We start from the raw sequence: 22,847 nt of genomic DNA on the forward strand, positions 1-22,847 counted from the left end.
TCTGATCCGAATCGGCGGGAGTGGGGCTGCGTCACTGGGCGTCTCGATCGATTTGCTGAAGAAGGTCGGTGAGGCACGTCTCGTGGAGCGCGAGGTCGAACTCCCAGGATGAGTGGAAGGCTTCCTCCGAAAACCTCGTGCCGTGGGCGATGTCCGCTTTCGACCAGAAGTAGTCGACCCGATCGGCCAGAGCAGTCGCGTAGAGGAACTCGTTGCGCGCGGTGTAGGAGTCCTGCGAGAGCACGAGAACGTTCGTGAGATGCTCCGCGTAGAGCATGCTGAACATGCCCGACCCGGCGAACCCGGCGACCACGTCGGCGTTTCCGAAGAGGGTCGCCTGCTCGCCGACGGAGAGGGCCTCCGGGTTCACGACCACGAAGCCGTTGCGTTCGAAGAGGGCCTCGACCTCGGCCGCGTTCCGACAGGATCTGTTGGTGCTCGAGAGGGTCCGTGAGACAAAGATTCTCTGCGGGGCGTTCTCATCCGTGACGACGAGCTCCCGTCTCAGGCGGTTCCAGGTCTCGCGAATCGCCGGGTGGAAGTGGTGGGTGGCGAAGTTCTGCCAGAGGAGCGAGCCGGAGACGAACGAGTCGACGACCACATCGGAGTCGACCCACTCGATGTCTGCCTCGTCGATGCCGAATGCGGTGAAGAGGGTGCGTTCGACGACCGGGTCGTGGTCGGCGGCGGGTACTCGGCAGATCGCCCGGAGACGAGGATCCCTCCTCCGGGCTTCGTCCCATCCCCAGAGCTTGGCAACGGACTCCGTCATGATGTGCCCGAAGTGCCCCGGTACGGACGGGCTCAGATCGTAGAAAGCACCCGGCAGAGAGACGGCGTCGTGAGCCGGTGACTGCCGAGTCGCGAATTCTTTGGTGACGTTGACGAGCGCGCCGTTGACGTCACTGCCCGACCAGGGAAACCGGAACGACGAGGGGAGGACTGTGTTGTCGATGGTCGACAGCATGGTGTCGCCGAGGCTGACCTCGGTGTCGTACCGGCGGAGGGTCCGATTCGAGTACGCGAACGTCGTGTCGGGCATCGTCTGCCCGGTGCCGTGCTGGATGACGATCGTTTGTGACGTGTGCTCGCCGTGGGGGAGCTTCGTGATGATCGTGGGGGCTTTAGGGCCGAGGCGGAGGGGGAGAAGTGCGTTCGCTCGAGCCTCGCGGACTTTGAAGAGGTGCTCGCCTTTTTTGGTCAGGACGACGTAGCCCGATCGAATCGTCCTGCTCCCGAGCGCGTCGCCGAGCATGCGGAGCTCCCGGACGGGGCGATGCCGTCCGACGAGAGCATCGAGGGAGGCCACCCAATCGGGCTCGCTGACCTCCACGGGGGAGACGTAGGAGCCCCCTTCGATCACGTGCAGGAAAGCCCATTCCCAGAGCAGGATTCGCTCGAGTGACGTCGCCACTCGCAGATCGAGAATGCACTGCACGGCACCGATTTCGGCCAGGCGCTGCGACAGCCCTTCTGCCACGGAGGCGGGCTCGTCGAAGAGCTTCGCGCCGTCCTCAACCTGCAAGAGCGAAAGGCGATCTCCGAGCAGCGCCTTGAGCGCGGACAGCAACTCCGGTGCGGTGTCTTCAGTTGCGATCGCGACGACGGCGCCCGCTCCCGATAGTTCGGGAAAGTCGACGAGCTCCGTAGATGAGCCCCCTGAGGCGATATCAGGAGATCGCCGACGATCGAAGATCATGTAGACATCATATGGCCGCAACGGTGCCGACCATTTGGATCTCTCACTAGTGCTCCGTGTTTCATATAAGCAATGTAAGGAACGCCGCAGTCTCCCTTGTGCTATTTACGTGGAACGCGAAGCACGGCGGTGATGAGATTGTGATCCGACGGAACGAGCGACAGCGATTTACCGGCCGCGGTCTTCGGGTTCCAGACGTTCGTGAAGGACTGACTGCCCCGCATTCCCTGCGTGAGGATGTAATCGATTCGTTGGCCGTCGCCGTTACGGTCTGAGATCTGCTTCGAGGGTGACTGCGAGTTGTTGTACGTCGACTTGTAGGTGCCGTAACGATGGAGCGACGCTGACGAGTCGTAGAAGCCGCCGCGGATCAGGGTGGGCTGAGCGCCGTCGATACGGCCCTCCGGGTACCTGTTGTCGTTGAAGTCGCCACCGAGGATCACGGGGAGATGGGTCGTGTTCTTGGCATTGAGCGCCTTGAGCAACTGTGCGGAGTTCTTGCCGAGAAGCGTCTTGCGTTCGTTCTTGCTCGACGTCGTGGGAATGCTGAAGTGGGCCGCGACGACGAAGAACTGCGTTTTCGGATCGGATTTCGATTGCAGCTTCGCCCACGGGGTGTTCGTGGAGTGCGTGTCAGCCTTGCTGTAGTCGCGGATACCCGAGAGCCAGCCCTTCGACACGAGTGTGAATTTCGAGGGGTTGTAGTAGAGCCGGTTGCCCTGGTTCGAGGTACTTGGGGCCGGGTCGCTGTCGGTGAGCTTCAGGGCGGAGAGGCGCGAATCGAGATCGAGGTAGACCTGGCGCTGCGGGTTCGAGGGGTTGCCGTCGGAGTCTCCACTGGCCTCGACCGCTGCCAACACGTCGGGAGCCTGCGCACTGATGTTCTGCGCGATGACTCGCCCACGAGTCGGCCACTTCGCCGTGCCCGATTTCTCGCAGCCCGAGCACTCCACGTTGTAACTGGCGAATTTCACGCCGAGCCCGGAGGAGTCCGGCTTGGTCGGAGCGGGCCAGGCCATGACCTGAGCCGAGTCGCGCAGGTGGGCCGACGGCTTGATGGTGCTGCGTGCCTGGACCTGGGCGTAGATCGGATTGCCATAGGGCGTCGAGGTGAGCTGACTCGCCTTGCCGGTGATCTTTCGGGCCTTGGTGACGGGATTGAACGCCGAGAACCAGGCTGTGGTGCTCGGTACCCAGTAGTCGGGCCTCCGGCTCCTGTCCGGCCCGGCCGACGACGTGACGCGATAGTCGGTGGCGTAGGGCGCGGCTCCCCATTTGATGGTGATGCCGCCCGTCGCGGCCTTGGCCGAGACGGAGGAGAACAGGCCGGTGTAGCCGGGCTTGAGGGTCAGAGTAACTCGAGCCGAGTAGGCCCCCGATTTGCCCGCCTTGATCGCTCGAACGACCGCGTAGTAGGTCTTGCCGGGGCTGAGCGGCCCCACCGAGACCTTGGCGGCGGTCGACTTCTTCGACTTCGCCGACGAGAAGGAGGTCGACGTCGACCACTTCGTCGAGTAGGTCGCCCCGGGGACGGCCTTCCAGTACAGCGCGACCGTCCGATTCGCCCAGGACTGGCTGTTCACGTGGGCGCCCGTGACACGAGCCGGCGCTGAAGCCGCCTGCGCGGGTGCGACGGCCGCGACGACGAGTGCCGCGGCAAGGGCTACCGCGACCGAGCCGCGACGAAGAGCGAGAGACATCTATGAACCCGATTTCAGTAGATGAGAAGAATGATCGCGGTCAGCTTAGGCACCCGCGCGGGGGTACACCAGAACCTCGAAAGGGGTACACCGAAGCCGAACGGGGTGCTATGCAGCACAATCGAGAGTGAACCGTGATTCTGAACCCCAGGAGATCCTCATTCCCCCCGCACCTCTGCTCTCCGTCGTCATCCCCGCCCGCGATGTCGCGCCGTGGATCGACGAATTGCTCGACAGCGTGCTCGGAGCAGGAGTCGACTCGCTCGAGGTGATCGTGGTCGACGACCGGTCGACCGACGAGACGGGCGACCGGATCGCGGCCGCCGCCGAGCGCGACGGGCGTGTTCGACACCACCGTGCTTCCGGTATCGGGGCCGCGGCGGCTCGCAACGAGGGCGCGCTCCTCGCGTCGGGTCGGTACCTCGTCTTCGCCGACGCCGACGACCTCATTCCGCAGGGCGCCTACTCGGCCCTGGTCGACAGCCTGGAGAGCAGCGGCTCCGACTTCGCGATCGGCGACCACCTCAAGTTCTCACCCGGCTCGACCTGGAGCCCCACTGCCCGATGGCATCCGTTCGACACCGACCTGCAGGGCGTCACCCCGTCGACAGTGCCCGCTCTCGTGAGCGGCCGCGCCGCCTGGAACCGGGTCTTCCGCCGCTCGTTCTGGGAGGGCAACGCGCTCGCGTTCCCCGAGATACCGCGGAACGACGACATGGTGCCGATGACGAGGTCGTTCGTTCTGGCCACATCGATGGATGTCGTCGCGTCGTGCGTCTACCTGTACCGTGACCGGCCCGGAACGACGTCGATGACGGCCGGAACCCCCGCCGACGTCGCCGCGCGTCTCTACTTCGACCAGGAAGCTATCTGCGCCGAGATCGTCGCCGACTTCTCTGACCCGTCCGTGACCGCCTCGTATTCGCGCCTCGTCTTCGACGCCGACGGCTGGGTCCACCTCTCGACCTACCTCCGTCAGCTCGAGGAGCGAGCGGTTCTAAGCCCCGAGGTCGCCGAGGCGCTGGCCGCAATGCTCGCTGTGGTTCCGCGCGACGCGTTCGAGAGTGCGACGGCCGATCGGCGTGCCCTTTTCGCCCTGGTCGAGGCGGGGGAGATCGGGCGTGCGCGATCCTTCGCCCGCTCTTCGGCCCGTGCGCGTGACGAGCGTTTGCACGATTCCGCGGCTCTGGAGGAGTGGAGCCGCGCGCTCGCGGCGCTGGAGCACAAGCCGGCCGCGTCCATCGACCTGGAACGCCTCGCGGTTGACGGGCCCCTCACGACGCTGGCGAATGACGCGGCGCTGTCGGCCGTGGAAGACCTCGTGCCGGTGGTCAGCGTTCTGGCGGGCACGACGGCGATTTCGACGCTCGAGCAGGGCGGCGTCGAGTCGGAGATCCTCCGCTGGATGCTCGAGGCCGTCCGGGCCGGCGACGCCGATGCCGTGCGGCGGGTGTCGCTCGTGCGTCGAGCGGCGCCTCTCGTCGTGGAGAGTGTTGAGGTGCAGCCGAATCGGCTGCTACTCGCAGGGCCCGCCCCGTGGCCCGAAGCGCTCCTGGGCGCCGTGCTCGTGCTGCGGCCCGACGCCGGTGACGATGTCCCTCTCGCCCTCGCGCTGGAGGAGGGCCGATGGTCGGCCGAGGTCCGTGCCCAGGAGCTGCCGACGCCCGGGCGCTACCGGGTGCTCGTGCGGTTCACCGCCGGCAATTCGGTGGGCGCGCAGGAGCACGCGGTGGTCACGGCTCGCATGCCGCTGCCGCCGGTTCCCGAGGGGTCGGCCCTGCAGCCGCTGAGCGACCGCAAGAACGGCTGGGTGTTTCTGCTGGACTACCGAGACGCATCGCGCGGCGGGGTGCTGTCGGGTCTCCGGGCGAAGGCACGGGCTCGGCTCCGTCGCTGAGCAGCGCGGTAGCAGCGCATGAGCAGCGCGGCCGTCGCTCAGACGGCGTCGGTCGCGCGCAGCTGGTCGAGCAGATCCGCGTAGCGCGTCGAGATCGTGAAGGGCGAGAGCCGGTGGGAGAAGTCGCGGGTCGCCGCACTGTCGACGGCGTACGTCGCCTCGTCGTCGAGCAGACCCGCGATCGAGGTGACCGGGTCTTCGGTATCGAACCATCGGATCCACGTCTCGCCGCCGAAGGCCGCCCGAAGGTGGGGCTCGTCGGGCAGCACCACGGGCAGATCGAATGTCGCGGCAAGGTGCAGAGTGCCTGAGTTCAGGATCCGACGGTACGGCAGCACCAGCACTTCGGCTGCTCGCAGCCACTTCTCGACGTCGGCATCGGCAACGTGCCCCGGGTGCCAGACGACTCGCACTCCGGCAGGCAGAATCGCCTCCAGCGTGAGCCGATCGGCCTCCGTCACGCTGCCGGCGAGCAGCAGCACCGGCCGGACGGCCGTCGCCCTGAGGCGCCCGAGAGCCGCGAACAGGGTGTCGAGGCCCTTGTAAGGCCGCATCTGCCCGAAGAAGAGCACTCCGCGCTCGTCGGCGCCTAGCCCGATGCTCGCCCGGGCGTCGTGCCGAGACAGCTGTGACGGGTAGACGCCCTGGTAGCTCGGATGCGGAATCACCACCACCTTGGCGGGATCGAGCGTGTACGAGGGGGCGGCGGCCTCGACGGCGTCGGCCGTCATGACGTGGACGACGTCGGCGCGGTCGGCCAGGTATCGGCACAGTGCGAGCTCGAGTTCGTCGTGGCGGACGTCGTGGGGCACGACGTTGTGGAGCGTCCAGACGATCCTGGCACCGCGAGCGGCCGCCGCATCGATGGCGGTTCGGAAGCGATCCAGACGCCCAGAGGCCTCCTCGACCGTCTCGGCCCGCTGCACGACCGGTGTGGTCCAGTGCAGGTGCACGACGTCGCCAGCCCCAAGGCTCGCGGCCGTCCGCTCGAGCCCTTCGAGTCGGGTCTCGTCGATCAGGGCGTACCCGCGACCTCTCGCCGCGAGCCCGAGCAGGTTGATGTACGGGTTGTCGCGGTAGGCGGGAAAGACGAGAACGCGAGCAACGGTCTTCATCGGACGGCGGCCTTCATCGATCGAGCCCGTCGCCCGCTCCGAGGGCCTCGAAGATCAGCCGCTCTCGGTCGTCCAATGCCTGCGCCGACACCCGCGCCCCGGCGCCGATCTGCAGGCGGAACGCCGGCGCGACGAGCGGGTCGGATGCGAGGGCCGGGTCGACGAGCACGTTGACCGCCCCCGGCTGCGGCACGAACCGGCCGTCGCGGAGCAGAGCCACCGCCACGTCGTCGAGCGAGGCGGACGAGCGATACCAGGCGTGGGGGGCGTCGAGCACGACCTCCTGGCCGAGGTCGTGGAGTCGGGACGCGAGGGCGTCGGCCTCGGCGATTGTCGAGGCCTCGTGCTTCAGCGACCAGCGGAGCGAAGGGCGACCAGCCCAGGATCCTTCGCTCACGTCCCGTGGCGGCCGCACGATCAGCGGGCGCGACGACCTGACCAGCACGTCGTGCCCCTTCGGCTCGCCCGCCTCGATGCCGGCCAGCAGCAGCCCTGCGGCGGCGTAGCGCGACGCCTCGATGCGCGGGTACCGGCCCTGCCAGCGCTCGTCGAAGTGTCGGCGGTTCGCGATCTGCGCGTCGGAACGCCCGGGCGCGACGCTCTCGTGGTGCACGACGACCGACTCGGGCACGACCGAGAAGCGACCTTCCGGCCGCTCGTCGAGGGCGCGCAGGCACAGGTCGACGTCTTCGAGTCCGTTGGCGAAGATCGGGTCGAAGCCCCGCCAGCGGATCAGGTCGCCGGCGCGGAAGATCGCCGCCGCCGCCGTGATCGCCGAGAACGAGCGCTGGTCGGCCCGCGCGGCATCGCTGCGGGGGTGCGCGGCCAGGAAGTGCCACGGCAGCACCTTGTCGCCGCCGAAGACGGTGCCGGCGGCCTGCACCGTGCCGTTCGGGTAGAGCAACAGGGGCTGCGCCCCGAGGACCGCAGGATCCGACAGCTCGTCGACCAGAGGCGCGAGCCACCCCGGCTGCACCTCGGTGTCGTTGTTGAGCATGACCACGTGGGCACCAGTCGACGCGGCGAGGCCGAGGTCGCTGCCGAGCGCAAAGTTCCGGTTGCGATCCTGGCGGAGGATGCGCACGCGGGGCTCGGCGGCGAACCAGGCGGCGAGGGTCGCGGAGACGCTCCGCTGGGAGGCGTTGTCGATCACGACGACCTCGACCCGGAGCGGGGCACCGTGGTCGGACGCGCTGTCGCTGTCGGAGGCGCCTTCTCGGTCGGAGGCACCGCCGCGGTCGGCGTCGGCGAGGACCGCGTCGATCGCCCGACGCGTCATCCGCCACTCGCGGTAGACGGGGATCACGATCGACACCAGGTCGGCCGGGCGGTCGGGCGCCGCATCGGCGAGGGCCGCCCAGTCGATCACGTTCGATGCGAGCGCGACCTCCTGCCACGACGCGCCCTCGCGCGACGAGAGACGGGATGGATCGAAGGTGTTGTCGTAGTCGACGCTGAGGTGATCGACGTAGCGCGGCACCCCGAAGTCGCGGGAGAGGCGGAGCACGTAGTCGTAGTCGATCCACCGCTTCAGGGTCGTGTCGAAGTCGCCGAGCGATCGTGCCGCGGACGCCTCGACGACGAGCGCGTTCAGATCGATGAAGTTGCCCGCGACCAGGTCGCTCCAGTCGCCCTCCTCGCCACGGAAGGTCTCTTTCGACTCGTCGGCGGCATCGCCCGTGTTGTTGAGACCGATCATGCGGAGGCCGGTGTGGACGGCGCTCGCACCCTCCTGAAGCAAGGCCGCCAGCGCCAGCTCGAGGTGCGTGGAACGCCAGGCGTTGTCGGAGTCGAGAAACGCGATGTGCGTGCCCGTCGCGGCGGCCAACCCGGTGTTGCGGGCAGCCGACGCTCCCGCGGGCGCCTGCGCCACGGGGGTCATTCGGGGATCACGGGCCGACAGTCGTTCGACGACGGCGGGGGTCTCGTCGGTCGAGCCGTCGTCGACGACGATGAGCTGCCAGTTGTCATACGTCTGATCGGACACCGACAGCATCGCGCGCTCGAGCTGCGCCGCCCGGTTGTGGGTCGGGAGCACGATCGAGACGAGTGGCCGCTCGGCCTGCAGGCGAGCGAGCCCCGCCGCGTAGCGCGTGCGCGCCTCGGCCGTGTCGGCGCCGCCCCACTCGGGACGGTAGCGCCGCCGCGTGCGGTGCTGCGAATCGGCGAACGCGCGGGCGACGGAGAGGGAGCGGGCGCGCTCCCGGCCCCAGGTGGGGCGCTCGCCGCGGCGACCGGGAGACACCGGCATCAGCGTGGTCGAGTCGGCGTGCCGCACGAAGTGCTGAAGAGCGCCGAGCGTCGTGGTGACGGCGGCGCGGTCGGTCTCGTCGAGCTCCGCCACGTAGCGGGCCGCGTCGAACACCGGCGAAGTCGCGACGAGATCGGTCGACTCCTGATGCAGGAAGTCGTACCAGCTGAAACGCGAATCGGGCTGCTGGTCGTTCAGCCACTCCGGTTCGATCAGCGGCGACAGCGACAGACCTCGGCTGCCGTCGTTAAGCATGTAGAACTCGATCGCGGCGATATCGGAGTCGAATCGACGCCCGACCATCGTCTCGAAGTACTCGCGGTCGAGGATTCCGAACTCGACGATCCGCCGTGCCCAGCGCAGCTGGCGATCCTCGACGGTCAGGGGCGGCGGGGCAGGCCTGAGCCGTCGAGCCATCTGCCGCAGAACGACAGCGCCCGATCGACGCGGTCGACTTTCCGGGCCACTCATCGCTTGCGCCCGGGGAGCTTCGGCACCAGCCGCGCTACTGCCTCCCCGGTACGGAACGTGCGGCTGGCCCGCAGATCGCGCAGCTCGGCGCGCAGACGCTCGACCTCGGCACCCGACTCGGGGCCGCCGTCGTCGATCGCGGCGTCGACGAGAGCGAGATCCCGCCAGCGAGCGTCGAGGGCCGCGATCCGGTCGGCGAGAGGCGAATCGAGCGCCGAGCGGAGCGCCGCGGCAGCAGCGGCCCAATCGCCGTCAACGACGGTGGCCGCTGCATGCTGCCGCAGCACGGGCGTCGCGTCGCGCGAGCGCGAGACGAACGCGGCATCGGTCCACGGTGACGGGGTGACGGCCGTCGGATCCTCGTCTGTCGTGTGAGAGAGCGAAGGATCCGGCACACCGTCGCCCGACACGGCCACGAGGTGCAGTGAGCGCCGATGCGCGCGCACGAGCGATCGGGGCGTCACCCGCTCGGCGAGCAGCACCGTCACCGCCACGAGGTCGTCGTCGTGTGCATCGGCCGCGACCCTGACGTCGGCGGGTACTGCTGCACCGGACGTCGAGACCGCGGCGACATCGTCGACGAGGATCTCGCGCGACCAGTCGGAGGCGGGAAAGGCCGCGAGGAACGCGTCGAGCGCCGCGGGCAGGGCGACCCCGGCGCGCAGGTCGAGCACGATCCGCTGCGGGCCCACCGGCACGACCAGGTCGGCAAAACGATCTGCTGGGGCGACCGAATGGCGCAGGAACGACTGCACAGCCGCCCCGTAATACGGATAGCGACGGTCGAGCTCGCGCTGGTGCGCCGTGCGCAGGGTGTTGCGGCGTGCACCGACGAAGCTCTTCGACCCCTCGTGGAAGACCAGGGCCCGGTTCGCCATCGTCGAGACGAAACCGGCCTCGCCGAGGCGCAGGCAGTAGTCGTTCTCTTCGCCGTAGCCCGGCGAGAAGACCTCGTCGAAGAGGCCGAAACGTAGGATCAGGTCACGCCGGGTGAGGAAGCAGAAACCCATCGCGACGGGCGGCTCATACCAGCGCGGCAGATACGGCAGCAGCGCGTCATGCACTTCGCGGGTGCGGTCGAACGTGCGCTCCCGCTTCGGGTCGGTGAGCCGGAACGGCAGGCTCGCGATCGTCGCGTTGTTGCTTCGGGCCGTGACCACGCCGTGCCGCGGATCGGCGTCCAGCACAGCGAGCATCTCGTCGAGGAACCCGGGTGTCGGTACCGCGTCGCTGTTCATCAGCAACACGTCGGCATCGGTGTCGTCGAGTTCGGTAACCGCGCGGTTGCAGGTGCCGACGAATCCGAGGTTCTCGGGGTTCCGCTCGTACCGCACGCCGGCCACGCCGTCGATGCGCTCGAGCAGAGCCTTCTCGATCGCGTCGACATCGGGGCCGCAGTCGTTGACGAGCAGGATCCGATGCGTCGCCAGATCGACGGTCGTCACCAGCGCATCGAGACACTCCAGCACCGACGGCAGGTCGCCGTACACCGGCACCACGATCAGAACGCTCATCGGGCGCCTCCCAGCAGGGTCGCGAGGCGGGCCACGACCTGGTCGAGGGTGCCGCCGAGGGCACCCGGTTCAAGGTCGCGGAAGCCGGCGGGGCCATCGGCTGCAGCCCGCCGAATGGCACGAGCCACCGCCTGGCCGAGCGCCTCGGGATCGGCCGCGACGGCGTCGATTCCCGGATGGACGCCGGCGCGCGTGCCGGCGAACTCGTTCGTCACGACGTGCGCACCCGAGATCGCCCCGTCGAACGGCGGGTGGCTCGGATGCGGGCTGAGCTGCAACGACAGCACCACGTTGCGGCTCGCGATGAAACGGAAGTAGTCGTCCCACGGGAGGGTTCCGACGCTCTCGAGCTTGGCGTCACCGCCGAGCTCGACGTCGCGGTGCAGCTCTCCGGCGCTGGCGAACTCGACGGCGATGCCGGATCCTTCGAGTTCTCGAACGGCGATGCGGAGCGCGGCGATGCCGACGCGGAACAGGTTGCGATGCTTGTTCGGCCGGCCGTAGAAGAGCACGCGCACGACGTCGTCATGGGAACGCTCGGCGGCCACGCGGCGGAGCAGATCGAGGTCGAGGTGCGGGGCGAAGACGAGGTCGTCGGGAATCTCGAGACCCTCTTCTTGCCGCAGATACGTCTGCAAGGGGGAGGAGTTGACGACCATGCGGAACTCCGCGTGATACGTGGCGCGGGCCAGAGCGAACTCGGTCGACCACGGGCTGAAGCCGGGCTCGTAATCCTGCACCAGGTAGACGACACGCTGCGGGTCGATACGACCGGCCGTGACCGCCACCGAGATGGCATGCGCGGTCTTCCAGTGGGTGGCGAGCCAGAGGTCGGAGTCGCTGAAGTCGGCCTTCGAGATCTCTTCGCGGGCGACGACGGTGATGCGCTTGCCGGGGAAGCGCTCGCGGAGCACCTCTGTTGCGGCCGCGGACGAGTTGCCGGGGGTGGTCCAGCCGACCATCACGACGCGCACCGGCAGCCCGAGCGCCTCGGCGAGGGCGACGCCGAACGAGACGGCCGTCTGAATGCCGGCGAAGGTGGCGCCGTCGCGGACCTCGCCGATCACGATGTTGAGGGCGGGGCTCGTACTCGCGCCCTTGCTGCTGCTGCTGCTGCTGCTGCTGCTGCTTGCGTTGCCGTTGCCGGTGCTGTGGATGCCGGCTAGGGCGAGGCTCGTCTCCGAGAGACCGTGGAAGGGCCGCGCCTCCGGGGGAGCGGCGGCGATCTCACGTCGCTCGACGGCGCGATTCGGGCTGGAGGTGGGGGCGAGGCGCTCGCGGGCGACATTCCGGTAGTCGGAGTCGGCCAGGTAGGAGCGGTTGACGCGTGCCAGGTCAGAGACGAGTCGCCCGATTTTCGTGAGATTCATACGGTTTCGAGCCTAGGGCTTTCTCGGCGTGGTGCCCCGGTCGCTCGCCGCTGCGGCCTGGCGAAAGTGCCGAAATCGGCTTCTGTTCGTTCGGCGGGCGGCGATTTGGCCACTCTCGGCGGCTCGCGCTGGTGTTGCCAGTGGGCGCGGGGCCCCGGGGGCTCCGAGCGAGCGCGGGGCCGCGAGTGCCCCGTAATGCTGGCCCGGCCAAGGCTCTGCCGGCATTAGGCGGCACTCGGCACTCGGCACTCGGCACGCGGCGTGCGGAGCGAAAGCCAGCTACGCGAAGACCCCTTCGGCCGAGGCCTGGGCGAGAGCCTCCTGCCAGGGCCGCATGGGCGCGAGGCCGGCAGCAGCCCACGCGTCGTGCCCGAGCACGCTGAAAGCGGGGCGCGGGGCCGGGCGCACGAATGCGGCACTGTCGGTCGGAAGAACGCGCTCAGGATCCAACCCGGCCTCGCTGAACACGGCGCGCGCGAAGTCGAACCACGACGCCCGGCCCGAGTTCGTGCCGTGGTAGATGCCGGCAGGGGCATCGGCGTCGACGAGCGCGACGAGCTGGGCCGCGAGATCGGACGTCCAGGTGGGCTGACCGACCTGGTCGTTCACCACGGTGACCGTGTCGTGCGAGGCGGCGAGCCGAAGCATGGTCGCTGCGAAGTTCGGACCGTGCTGGCCGTACAGCCAGGCGGTACGGACGACGTAGGCACCCGCGGGGTTGACCGCGAGGGCAGCGACCTCGCCAGCGGCCTTGGTGCGGCCGTAGGCGTTCAGCGGGTCGAGTGGTGTCGTCTCGGCGTAGGGCTCGGTGGCCTGGCCATCGAAGACGTAGTCGGTCGACACCGTCACGAGCTTCGCGCGGTGCGTCGCGGTCGCCTCGGCGAGCAGCTCGACTGCAGTGCCGTTCACGAGGAGCGCCTCGTCTTCGTGCGTCTCGGCGTCGTCGACCTTCGTGTAGGCGGCGGCGTTGAAGACCACGTCGTGGCCCTCGACGGCGTCGAGCACCGCGGCGCGGTCGGTCACGTCGAGGTCAGCACGGCCGAGCACGGTCACGTCGCGGCCGAAGAGCGCCTCGACGAGGTCGGTGCCGAGCATGCCCCGGGCGCCCGTCACGAGGTAGCGGAGGTTCTGGGTCGGGCTCACGCGAGGGCCGCGCGCTCTTTCAGCGGCTCCCACCAGGTGCGGTTGTCGCGGTACCACTGCACCACGTCGTTCAGCCCCTGCTCGAACGGCACCTGCGGCTCGTAGCCGAGCTCGCGCTGGATCTTCGAGATGTCGACCGAGTAGCGCAGGTCGTGGCCCAGGCGGTCCTGAACGCGATCGACGTATGACCAGTCTTTGCCGGTCGCGTCGAGCAGTAGCTGCGTGAGCTCTTTATTGGTGAGCTCGGTGCCGCCGCCGATGTTGTAGATCTCGCCGGCCTCGCCCTTGACGAGCACGAGGGCGATTCCCCGGCAGTGATCGTCGACGTGCAGCCAGTCGCGGATGTTGTTGCCCTCGCCGTAGAGCGGCACGTGCTTGTCGTCGATGAGGTTCGTGACGAACAGCGGGATGACCTTCTCGGGGAAGTGATACGGCCCGTAGTTGTTCGAGCAGCGAGTGATCGAGACGTTGAGGCCGTGCGTGCGGTGGTAGCTGCGCGCGAGGAGGTCGGAGCCGGCCTTCGACGCCGAGTACGGCGAGTTCGGCTCGAGCGGGCGGTCTTCGGCCCACGAGCCCTCGGCGATCGAGCCGTAGACCTCGTCGGTCGACACGTGCACGAAGCGCTTGAGGTCGTTGCGGAGGGCCGCGTCGAGCAGCTGCTGGGTGCCGAGCACGTTGGTCTCGACGAAGATCGAGGCGTCGCGCACCGAGCGGTCGACGTGCGACTCGGCCGCGAAGTGGACGACCGCGTCGACGTCGGGGAAGAGCGTGTCGAGCAGCGCGCCGTCGCGGATGTCGCCTTCGACAAAGCGGTAGCGGGGCGAGTCGGCGACGGGAGCCAGGTTCTCGAGGTTGCCCGAGTAGGTCAGGGCGTCGAGGACGACGACCTCGGCGCCCTCCAGGCCCGGATAGGCGTCTTGCAGGGTGCGCCGGACGAAGTTGGAGCCGATGAAGCCGGCTCCGCCGGTGACGAGGATGCGCATAAGGATGTCTTTCGGTCGCGAGCGTCGATCGAATCCATAGTAGGGGGCAGGATCCGGCCCCACCCTGACCGAACTCCGCCGGTCCGGGCAAGATGGGGCCATGCGAACAACGACGTTTTCCGACCTGACCGCCCCCGCCTCCAATGTGATCCTCGGACTCATGCGGATCGACCCGCTCTCCGACACCGAGATCCAGACCCTCGTCGGCACGGCACGCGATGCCGGCATCACCTTCTTCGACCACGCCGACGTCTACGGCGGCACCCCGCACTTCTGCGAGAAGCGCTTCGGCGACGCCATCAGGTTCTCACCGAGTGAGCGGGAGAACGTGATCCTCCAGTCGAAGGTCGGCATTCGCGACGGCTTCTGGGATTTCTCGCACGACCACATCGTCGAGTCGGTCAACGAGTCGCTCGAGGCCCTCCGGGTCGACCACCTCGACATCCTGCTGCTGCACCGCCCCGACACCCTCGTCGAGCCCGACGAGGTCGCCCGCGCCTTCGACGAGCTGAAGGCGGCCGGCAAGGTGACGAGCTTCGGCATCTCGAACCACACGCCGCTGCAGGTCGACCTGCTCAAGAAGTCGGTCACCCAGCCGCTCATCGTCAACCAGGTACAGCTCAGCATCACGCACGCCAACCTCATCACCGCGGGCGTCAGCGCCAACATGAAAGGCCTCGACCAGTCGATCGACCGTGACAACGGGATCCTCGACTACTCGCGGATCTACGACATCACCCTGCAGGCGTGGTCGCCGTTCCAGAAGGGGTTCTTCGACGGGGTGTTCCTCGGCGACCGTGAGACCTACGCCGACCTGAACGACGTCATCGACGAACTGGCGGCAAAGTACTCGGTCGCACCCGAGGCCATCGCGGTCGCGTGGATCACGCGTCACCCGGCCCACATGCAGGTGGTGCTCGGCACCACGAACCCCCAGCGCGTCAAGGATTCCGCTGCCGGAAGCGAGCTGCCGCTGACCCGCGAGGAGTGGTACCGGCTGTTCACCGCTGCGGGGCACCTGCTGCCGTAGTCGGGCTCCGAGAGTCTCACCAGTGAGATGCAGTCACGCTTTATCTCACTGGTGAGACGAGTGGCTGGTAGGATCAGTCCATGGATCCTGTTGCGACAATTCGAGAGGCTGCCTCGGCGGCCGGTCTCGGCGTGCCCGAGATCGCAACCCGCGCTGGCCTGAGTCGCGCCACGACCTATCGCATCTTCGACGGAACGACCGATCCGCGCTGGACCGACCTCCGCGAGCTCTTCGTTGCGGTGGGTCTCGGAGTCGATCTAGCAGTCTCTCCACTTCACGATGCGACCGCGACGCCTGCGGCGCGCGCGCTCGTCCAAGGCGAGGGTGGCCCGTTACTTCTCGGTCAGCTGTCTCCCGCCGAAGCGCTGTGGCGGGATCGATTGCATCGGCTCGGCCACGGCAATCGGGTAGTGACGATCCGGGAGGCGGGGATCGCCTCGTCGGTCTTACACGACTCCACCGCGGTCGGTCTCCGATCCGAGGGCTGGGACGTCGACCGGCTGGTTTCGGCGGGCCGGGCCTCGGGGCGGCCCTGGGCTCTCTCCGGTTGGGCGGCGCTGTCCGCCATGGGCCACGAACTGGACGCCCCGACGATTCTCTGGACGACCGACGTTCGCCGCCTCACCCAGTTGCTCGCCGACACGATGTCGACCACGACGCTTAATCGAGCCGACGTCATCGTCAGGGAGGGAGACGAACGCATCTTCGACCGCAGCGTGACGGTCGAAGATGTCGTTCTGGTCGACAGCTTCCAAGCGCTGGTCGACTGCGTCGGGCTGGGCGGCGATGCCGAACGCGTCGCCCTCGAGGTCGCCGGAGGCCCGCGATGAGCGAGTCTCCTGAGGGTGCAGGCGACCGCGACCTCTATGTCAGGCGTCCCGGGCATCCGGGCCGACCGGGCCATCCCGACGTTCCACCGGGCCGGATCGAAGCCACCGACGACGCTCTCGCCATCCGACGGTCAGAACAGCTGGCCGAGACGGGAGTCACCTGGAACGCCGCCGATATCCGCCTCGACCGGATCGAACGAACCAGCGTCGAGCGCGCCCGGGCTCGCTTCCGAGCGAGTCTTCCCGATCTCATCTGGAACACCGCGCGCTTCGAGGGCAACGCGTTCACGCTCCCCGAAGTGCAGACCCTTCTCGACGGTGTCTCGGTCGGCGGCCGGCGTCTCGAAGACCAGGAGCAGATTCTCGCGCTCTCCGCGGCATACAGCGACCTCGACGAGCTCGTCGGCGAGGGGCGGTTCGCTCTCACCAAGGCCGTGTCTGACGAACTGCACCTCCTCGTCGCTCACCGGGAGGCGATCGAGAGCGGACATTTCCGCGGCGAGGGGCTCGTAACCGGCGGGGGCAACGTGCGGCTCGCCAACGGCGGAACGACCGCGGGCGTGCCCACGGGTGACCGGGGCCGCAACCTCGTCGAGCGGTTCGACCGCACCCGCGCTCACGTCACTCGACTCGATCCGCGGGAGGGTGCTCTGGCCTACTTCGCCGCCGCCACGCGGAGCCAGTTTTACTTCGACGGCAATAAGCGCACGGCCCGTCTCATGATGACGGGCACCCTGATGGCAGCCGGCTTCGAGGTGGTGAATATCCCCTACAGCCGACAGTACGAGTTCAACCGAGCCCTCGACCACCTCTTCGAGACCGACGAGGCCACCCCGCTCTTGTCGTTCGTAGCCGACTGCGCTCGATGAACGGCGGCCACGAGACGTCACCGGCTAGGCTTCCCGGGTGCAGATCCGTGAATTGAGTATTCCAGACAGCTACGAGATCACCCCGAAGCAGTTCGGCGACGACCGGGGCGTGTTCCTCGAGTGGTACCGCTTCGACAAGCTCGCCGAGGTGATCGGTCACCCGATCGACCTTCGGCAGGCCAACACCTCGGTGTCGAAGCGGGGCGTCGTGCGCGGCATCCACTTCGCCGACGTTCCGCTGGGCCAGGCGAAGTACGTGACGGCGACGCACGGTGCCGTGCTCGACTACGTCATCGACATCCGGGTCGGCTCGCCGACGTTCGGCCAGTGGGACAGCGTGCTGCTCGACGACAAGGACCGCCGCGCCATCTACATCTCGGAGGGGCTCGGGCATTGCTTCGTCGCCCTCACCGACGACGCCACCGTCAGCTACCTGGTGACCGACACGTTCAACGCCGAGCGCGAGCACGGAATCAACCCGCTCGACTCCGACATCGCGCTGGTGTTCCCGGACGAGGCCGGCGAGGCTCTCCTCTCGCCCAAAGACACCGACGCGCCGTCACTCGCCGAGGCCGCCGCCGCGGGCACCCTGCCGACCTGGGCCGACATGCGCGCCTATTACTCGTCGCTCAGCGCGGCGTTCACCGCGAAGAAGGGCTGACCCGTGAAGGGAATCATCCTCGCCGGAGGCTCCGGCACCCGTCTCTGGCCCATCACCAAGGGCATCTCGAAGCAGCTGATGCCGATCTACGACAAGCCGATGGTCTACTACCCCCTGTCGACCCTGATGATGGCCGGCATTCGCGAAGTGCTCATCATCACCACCCCGGAGTACAACGACCAATTCCGCGCTCTCGTGGGCGACGGATCCTCGTTGGGCATGGAGATCTCGTACGCCGTCCAGCCGTCACCCGACGGCCTGGCGCAGGCGTTCATCATCGGTGAGGAGTTCATCGGCGACGACAGCGTCGCGCTGGTGCTCGGCGACAACATCTTCCACGGCGTCGGCCTCGGCACGAACCTCAAGAAGAACACCGAGGTCTCGGGGGCGACGATCTTCGCGTACCACGTCTCCGACCCCAAGGCCTATGGCGTCGTCGAGTTCGACGACGACTTCAAGGCCGTCTCGATCGAAGAGAAGCCGACCGCCCCGAAGAGCAACTACGCGGTGCCCGGCCTCTACTTCTACGACAACAAGATCGTCGAGATCGCGAAGACCATCGAGCCGAGCGCCCGAGGCGAGCTCGAGATCTCAACAGTCAACGAGCGCTACCTCGAGGCCGGCGAACTGCAGGTGCAGGTGCTCGACCGCGGAACGGCATGGCTCGACACCGGCACGTTCGAGTCGATGATGCAGGCGTCCGAGTACGTCCGCGTGATCGAAGACCGCCAGGGCCACAAGATCGGCTGCATCGAAGAGATCGCCTGGCGCAACGGATGGATCGACGACGGAGCTCTCGCGAGCCTGGCGGCCCCCCTCGCCAAGAGCGGCTACGGCGTCTACCTGCAGAAGCTGCTGAACGGCTAGTCGCCAGCGGCTAACTCGAGACGGGCCCGCTGAGGCGACCCCGCGACAGCTCCGGTCGGTCGAGGGGGTCGCCCAGAAGGGCATCGCCGCGGTCGTTCTGCTTGTGGTAGAAATCGTCTTTCAGCGGGCGCAGCCCGTGGTACTGGTTGAGCTCTTCCGAGACGAGCTCGATGACGGTGTCGCCCTTGACGACGCGCCAGCCGGCCCGATGTGCCACGAACGACATCCACTGGTCTTCCAAGAAGGCGAACTTGCGCGGCAACCGTAAGAAGAACCGGTCGTCGGCCACGAGGTCGACGTCGTAGACGGTGCCGCCCGTGCCGGCGTGGTCGGCGTGTGACCCGGGCTCGATCTCGGCTCGCCGCCAGTACGAGCCGTGCTGGCTGAACCCCCACCACGCGACGACCGACTGCGGCCGATAGTCGCGCAGCAGGTCGGCGACGAACGTGTCTCGGATGTTCTGGTCGTCGTCGAGCATGATGACGGGCCCGCGATAGCCGCCGTTTCGCAGCAGACGGGCGACGACGAATCGGGCGAGGCCGCCGATGTTGCGCTCGCTGTTGACGAGCTCGACGCTCGACAGGGCGCCGCGCGGGGTTCCGTCGAGGCAGGCGAGGTAGTGCGCGGCGTCGTCGGCGTTGTTGTTCCACAGAATAAAGCGGATCGGCCGCGGTGACTCCTGGCGAGCGAGCAGGTCGAGCACCACCGGCAGACGATCGGGACGGTTCCACAGGCACATGACGAGTGGAACAGCTTCAGGATCCGACCCGGGTCGCCCGGTCACCCGTGCCGCCCGTACCCCGGAGGCCAGAAGTCGCATCAGGCCGACGTGCCACTCCCGGTCGCGGCCCCGCTCGCGCTGGGCGCGAGCGCGCCGGATGACGCCGTCGTAGTGGCGCTCGGCGCGGAGAGCCCGGACGACGCGCCGCAGCCGCTCGCGAAGGGTGGGCGCGGGGGAGTCGTCGGGGTGGTTCACCGCCCCAGTGTAAGAGGCAGTCGACTGGGAATGCCGTTGCGGGTTAGTGGCCCCGCACGCTCGTCGCCTAAACTCGGACGGTCGTCCGGAGAATCGCCTACCCGCGGGAGAACGTGTGCTGAACAAGCTGAAGAAGATCGCCAAAGACCTCCTGGCGATTCGATCGATCCGCCGTGTGTACGAGAACACGAACCGCGCGTTCCTCGAGACGTTCGGGTCGAGCCGGATCCTGTCGCACTTCTTCTTCCTGGTGTCGTTCATCACCTTCAACCGCGAGCAGGCCGCGACCCTTCAGGGTCGACGCGACTACTACCGCAACAAGAAGCGCGACCGTCTCACCCGCGTCGAGCTGCGTCGCAACGTGCACCGCATCGAGAAGGGCCTGATCATGCGGCCCCGCCGCGACGTCTTCGCCCGCGACTACGTCGGCGAGACCATCGAGTTCTATGCCGCCGCGGCGAGCCAATGCAAGCGGTCGCCCGGCACGAGCGAGATCGCCGAGATGGACTGGGCGCACAACGTGCTCGAAGAGTACTTCCGCGTCAGTGCCACGGGCAAAGACAAGGTCGTCGACGAGGCTCGCCGCACCTTCGAGTCGATCGACTACGTGCCCTCGACGACCGGCAACGTGCCCCGCGCCAAGCAGCTGACCTCGAACGTCTCGTACGACGAGCTCGTCGACCTCGCCAATCAGCGCCGCTCGGTGCGCTTCTTCGACGACAAGCCGGTACCGCGCGATCTCGTCGATAAGGCCCTGATGGTCGCTCGCCAGGCACCGACCGCCTGCAACCGACTGCCCTACGAGTTCCGCGTCTTCGACGACCCGGCCATGGTCAAGAAGGTCTCGAACATCCCGTTCGGCACGGCCGGTTACGCCGACAACATCCAGACCGTGATCGTGGTCGTCGGCAAGCTCGAGAGCTACTTCAGCCCGCGAGACCGCCACGCCATCTACGTCGACGCCTCGCTCGCGAGCATGTCGTTCATGTTCGGCCTCGAGACACTCGGCCTCTCGTCGAGCGTCATCAACTGGCCCGACTTCGAGCCCCTCGAGCGCAAGATGCAGAAGACGCTCGGTCTCTCCGGCTCCGACCGCGTGATTATGCTGATCGCCGTCGGCTACGCCCACCCCGACGGCCTCGTGCCGTTCTCGCAGAAGAAAGAACTCGACACCTTCCGCAGCTACAACAACCTCGCCCGGTGAGCGGAGACGCTCCCCTCGAGACCGAGGTGGCTGCGGCGACGACGAAGCCGACGAAGAAGCAGCGGCGACGGAAGCTGCTGAGCCGCATCGTCACGATCGTGGTCGTGGCGATCGTCGCTGTCCTCTTCGCTCGATCGCTGTCGAAGAACTGGACCGCCGTCCAGGAGGCCAACCTCCACCCGTCGTGGTTGCACCTCCTGGCGATTCTCTGCTTCGCCTTCGCGGTGCCGGTCTCGGGCCTCCTCTGGGGAATGATCCTCAACCGTCTGTCCGACGAGGGGTCGCACGTGGGCGCCCGGCAGGCGATGGCGGTTCACTCGCTCTCGTGGCTGTTGAAGTACGTTCCCGGTCAGATCGGCTCGGTGCTGAGCAAGGTCGTCTGGGGACAGAAGAACGGGTTTCCGCGCACGCTGATCCTGATCACGTTCATCTACGAGAACGTCTTCCTGCAGATCGCGTCGATCGTGCCGAGCGCCATCATCCTGATCCTCGTGGTCGGGCCGACCCTCGTCGAGGGCAACGTGCTCACGGTCGTCGCCGTCGTCGTCGTGATGGTCCCGCTCGTCGCGATCCTCGTACCGCAGGTCTTCCACCGCATCATGTCGATCGCGAGCAAGCGCTTTCTCAAGGCGCCGCTGCCTGAGCAGTACTTCCTGCACCCGGTCGCCAGCCTCGGCTTCTCGGCCGCCTACGTCACGCCGCGCGTGATCAACGGCGTCGGGTTCATTCTGTGCGCTGCGACGGTCGCGACCGTGACGCCCGGCATGTGGGTGCCCCTCGCCGCGGCGTACGCCCTGGCAGGCGCCATCGGGATCCTCGTGATCTTCGTTCCGTCGGGTATCGGCGTGCGCGAGGCCGTTCTCTTCGTCTGCCTCGTCGGCATCGGGATCGCCCCCGGCCAGGCGGTTGTCATCTCTGTTCTCTCGCGTCTGCTCTCCACCGTGGGCGACGCCGTCATCGCCCTCCAGTACGGCGCCCTGCGTCTGTCGCTCCCGAAAGGTTCTCCCGCATGAGCTCGACCCCGCACGTGACCATCATCGGCTCCGCTCTGTCGGGCAACAAAGGCGCCGCCGCCATGCTGGAGTCGTCGATCGCGACCCTTGAAGAGCGCCTGCCCGGCGTGCACTTCACCCTGCTGAGCATGTATCCGCGCGAAGACCGCGAGCAGAACAGCTACCCGAACCTCGGGATCATCGATGCCCGGCCGCGCACGCTCGGTGTCAACATCAACTCAGCCGCTCTCGCCTACCGCCTGCTGCCGCCGCTCCGTGGCCTGCTGAAGTCGCGCTCGAAGGCCGTCGCCGCCCTCGTCGACTCGCAGGTGCTGCTCGACCAGGGCGGCATCACGTTCACCGACGGCCGCGAGAAGTTCTTGATCTACAACGTCGCGTCGATCCTGCCCGCTCTCAACATCGGCACCCCGGTGTTCAAGTGCGCCCAGGCCGTGGGGCCGTTCCGCAACCGGATCAACCGCCTCGTCGCCCGTACCTTCCTGCCGAAGGCCGCGACCGTCGTCACCCGCGGCCGCATCACCCAGAGCTATGCCGACAAGCTGCGCCTCACCAACACCTTCGCCGGCGCCGACTACGCGTTCTCACTCGAGCTGAGCGGAACCGAAGAGGCTGCGGCGGGCAAGGCCGTCGACCTCTCGATCTTCGACGACGAGGTCGTCGGCCTCAGCCCGAGCGTCGTGTTGCAGAAGAAGGTCGACGCGCGCGAGGGTGACTACATCGGCCAGATGGTCACCTTCATCGACCAGGTCACGGCGTCGGGCAAGAAGCTGCTGCTCGTGCCGCACAGCGTCCGCACCGGTACCGATGCCACGCACAACAACGACCTGCCGCTGTGTCGCGAGATCTACTCGCGCGTCGCCGACAAGGCCGCCGTGACTTTCATCGACCGCGAGCTCTCGTCGCAGGAGCTCCGCTACCTGATCGGGCGCTGCTCGTTCTTCGTCGCCAGCCGCTTCCACGCGATGGTGTCGTCTCTCGCGATGGCCGTGCCCACGCTGGTGATCGGCTGGGGCCACAAGTACGAAGAGGTGCTCGAGATGTTCGAGCTGCAGGAGTGGGCGTTCGGGCACGACAAGCTGACGCCGTCGCACCTGTGGAGCCGCTACGAGGCGTTGCTCGCCGCGCAGTCGGAGGTCAAGGCCAAGCTCGACGAGCACCTGCCCGAGGTGAAGAAGCGGTCGCTGAAGCAGGCCGACCTGATCGCCGAGCTGGTGAAGAAGGGGCTGTAGCCCCTCGCTCCGCTTCACTCCACCC

General features: G+C 67.6%; 18 protein-coding genes. 9 read left to right on the forward strand and 9 right to left on the reverse strand.

What is annotated here, in order from left to right:
* Positions 1–31 precede the first annotated feature (31 nt).
* Together EDF39_RS08480 and EDF39_RS08485 are read right to left on the reverse strand one after the other, a co-directional pair.
* A complete protein-coding gene (locus EDF39_RS08480; RefSeq protein WP_123942076.1) occupies positions 32–1,699 on the reverse strand; it encodes a DUF563 domain-containing protein in 1,668 nt (555 codons plus the stop codon).
* 101 nt (positions 1,700–1,800) lie between these two features.
* Positions 1,801–3,399 carry an endonuclease/exonuclease/phosphatase family protein gene (locus EDF39_RS08485; RefSeq protein ID WP_123942078.1) on the reverse strand — a complete coding sequence of 533 codons (1,599 nt, stop codon included), beginning with the start codon at positions 3,397–3,399 and terminating at the stop codon, positions 1,801–1,803.
* Between the two features lie 127 nt (positions 3,400–3,526).
* Between EDF39_RS08485 and EDF39_RS08490 the strand changes: the two genes are divergently transcribed.
* Complete coding sequence (locus EDF39_RS08490; RefSeq protein WP_123942080.1) at positions 3,527–5,296, forward strand: glycosyltransferase family 2 protein; 1,770 nt, start codon at positions 3,527–3,529, stop codon at positions 5,294–5,296.
* A gap of 38 nt (positions 5,297–5,334) precedes the next feature.
* Here EDF39_RS08490 and EDF39_RS08495 read toward each other — a convergent pair whose 3' ends face one another.
* From EDF39_RS08495 to rfbB, 6 genes are all read right to left on the reverse strand, one after another.
* Positions 5,335–6,411, reverse strand: a complete 1,077-nt coding sequence (locus EDF39_RS08495) for a glycosyltransferase (RefSeq protein ID WP_123942082.1) — start codon at positions 6,409–6,411, stop codon at positions 5,335–5,337.
* 13 nt (positions 6,412–6,424) lie between these two features.
* Complete coding sequence (locus EDF39_RS08500; protein WP_123942084.1) at positions 6,425–9,079, reverse strand: glycosyltransferase family 2 protein; 2,655 nt, start codon at positions 9,077–9,079, stop codon at positions 6,425–6,427.
* Positions 9,080–9,129: 50 nt separating this feature from the next.
* Complete coding sequence (locus EDF39_RS08505) at positions 9,130–10,647, reverse strand: glycosyltransferase family 2 protein (RefSeq protein WP_123942086.1); 1,518 nt, start codon at positions 10,645–10,647, stop codon at positions 9,130–9,132.
* The gene (locus EDF39_RS08510) at positions 10,644–12,017 is read right to left on the reverse strand and encodes a hypothetical protein (protein ID WP_123942088.1); all 1,374 of its coding nucleotides are present in this window, start codon (positions 12,015–12,017) and stop codon (positions 10,644–10,646) included. Before EDF39_RS08510 ends, EDF39_RS08505 begins: the two co-directional genes overlap by 4 nt.
* 279 nt (positions 12,018–12,296) lie before the next feature.
* Complete coding sequence (rfbD, locus tag EDF39_RS08515; protein ID WP_255410112.1) at positions 12,297–13,160, reverse strand: dTDP-4-dehydrorhamnose reductase; 864 nt, start codon at positions 13,158–13,160, stop codon at positions 12,297–12,299.
* The gene (gene rfbB / locus EDF39_RS08520; RefSeq protein WP_055959418.1) at positions 13,157–14,143 is read right to left on the reverse strand and encodes a dTDP-glucose 4,6-dehydratase; all 987 of its coding nucleotides are present in this window, start codon (positions 14,141–14,143) and stop codon (positions 13,157–13,159) included. Before rfbB ends, rfbD begins: the two co-directional genes overlap by 4 nt.
* Positions 14,144–14,243: 100 nt before the next feature.
* On the opposite strand from rfbB, the gene EDF39_RS08525 reads away from it, so the two are divergent.
* From EDF39_RS08525 to rfbA, 5 genes are all read left to right on the forward strand, one after another.
* A complete protein-coding gene (locus tag EDF39_RS08525) occupies positions 14,244–15,173 on the forward strand; it encodes an aldo/keto reductase family oxidoreductase (protein WP_123942090.1) in 930 nt (309 codons plus the stop codon).
* An 80-nt stretch (positions 15,174–15,253) separates the two neighbouring features.
* Positions 15,254–16,003 (forward strand): helix-turn-helix transcriptional regulator, encoded by a 750-nt coding sequence (locus EDF39_RS08530; RefSeq protein ID WP_123942092.1) that lies wholly within the window; start codon positions 15,254–15,256, stop codon positions 16,001–16,003.
* On the forward strand, positions 16,000–16,872 hold the full coding sequence (locus EDF39_RS08535) for a hypothetical protein (protein ID WP_199726163.1): 873 nt from the start codon (positions 16,000–16,002) through the stop codon (positions 16,870–16,872). Before EDF39_RS08530 ends, EDF39_RS08535 begins: the two co-directional genes overlap by 4 nt.
* 37 nt (positions 16,873–16,909) lie before the next feature.
* Complete coding sequence (locus EDF39_RS08540) at positions 16,910–17,533, forward strand: dTDP-4-dehydrorhamnose 3,5-epimerase family protein (protein WP_055959414.1); 624 nt, start codon at positions 16,910–16,912, stop codon at positions 17,531–17,533.
* 3 nt (positions 17,534–17,536) lie between these two features.
* Positions 17,537–18,400: a glucose-1-phosphate thymidylyltransferase RfbA gene (gene rfbA, locus EDF39_RS08545; RefSeq protein WP_055959413.1), complete on the forward strand. Its 864-nt coding sequence runs from the start codon at positions 17,537–17,539 to the stop codon at positions 18,398–18,400.
* Positions 18,401–18,410: 10 nt separating this feature from the next.
* Here rfbA and EDF39_RS08550 read toward each other — a convergent pair whose 3' ends face one another.
* A complete protein-coding gene (locus tag EDF39_RS08550; RefSeq protein WP_123942093.1) occupies positions 18,411–19,376 on the reverse strand; it encodes a hypothetical protein in 966 nt (321 codons plus the stop codon).
* Positions 19,377–19,491: 115 nt separating this feature from the next.
* On the opposite strand from EDF39_RS08550, the gene EDF39_RS08555 reads away from it, so the two are divergent.
* From EDF39_RS08555 to EDF39_RS08565, 3 genes are read left to right on the forward strand one after another with little or no spacing between them, the layout of a single operon-like run.
* The gene (locus EDF39_RS08555; protein ID WP_123942095.1) at positions 19,492–20,580 is read left to right on the forward strand and encodes a nitroreductase family protein; all 1,089 of its coding nucleotides are present in this window, start codon (positions 19,492–19,494) and stop codon (positions 20,578–20,580) included.
* Positions 20,577–21,593, forward strand: coding sequence for a lysylphosphatidylglycerol synthase domain-containing protein (locus tag EDF39_RS08560; RefSeq protein ID WP_123942097.1), 1,017 nt, complete (start codon positions 20,577–20,579; stop codon positions 21,591–21,593). Before EDF39_RS08555 ends, EDF39_RS08560 begins: the two co-directional genes overlap by 4 nt.
* Positions 21,590–22,822 (forward strand): polysaccharide pyruvyl transferase family protein, encoded by a 1,233-nt coding sequence (locus EDF39_RS08565; RefSeq protein WP_123942099.1) that lies wholly within the window; start codon positions 21,590–21,592, stop codon positions 22,820–22,822. Before EDF39_RS08560 ends, EDF39_RS08565 begins: the two co-directional genes overlap by 4 nt.
* The last annotated feature ends 25 nt before the right edge of the window (positions 22,823–22,847 follow it).

The organism is Frondihabitans sp. PhB161, from assembly GCF_003814635.1.
Classification (GTDB): Bacteria; Actinomycetota; Actinomycetes; order Actinomycetales; family Microbacteriaceae; genus Frondihabitans.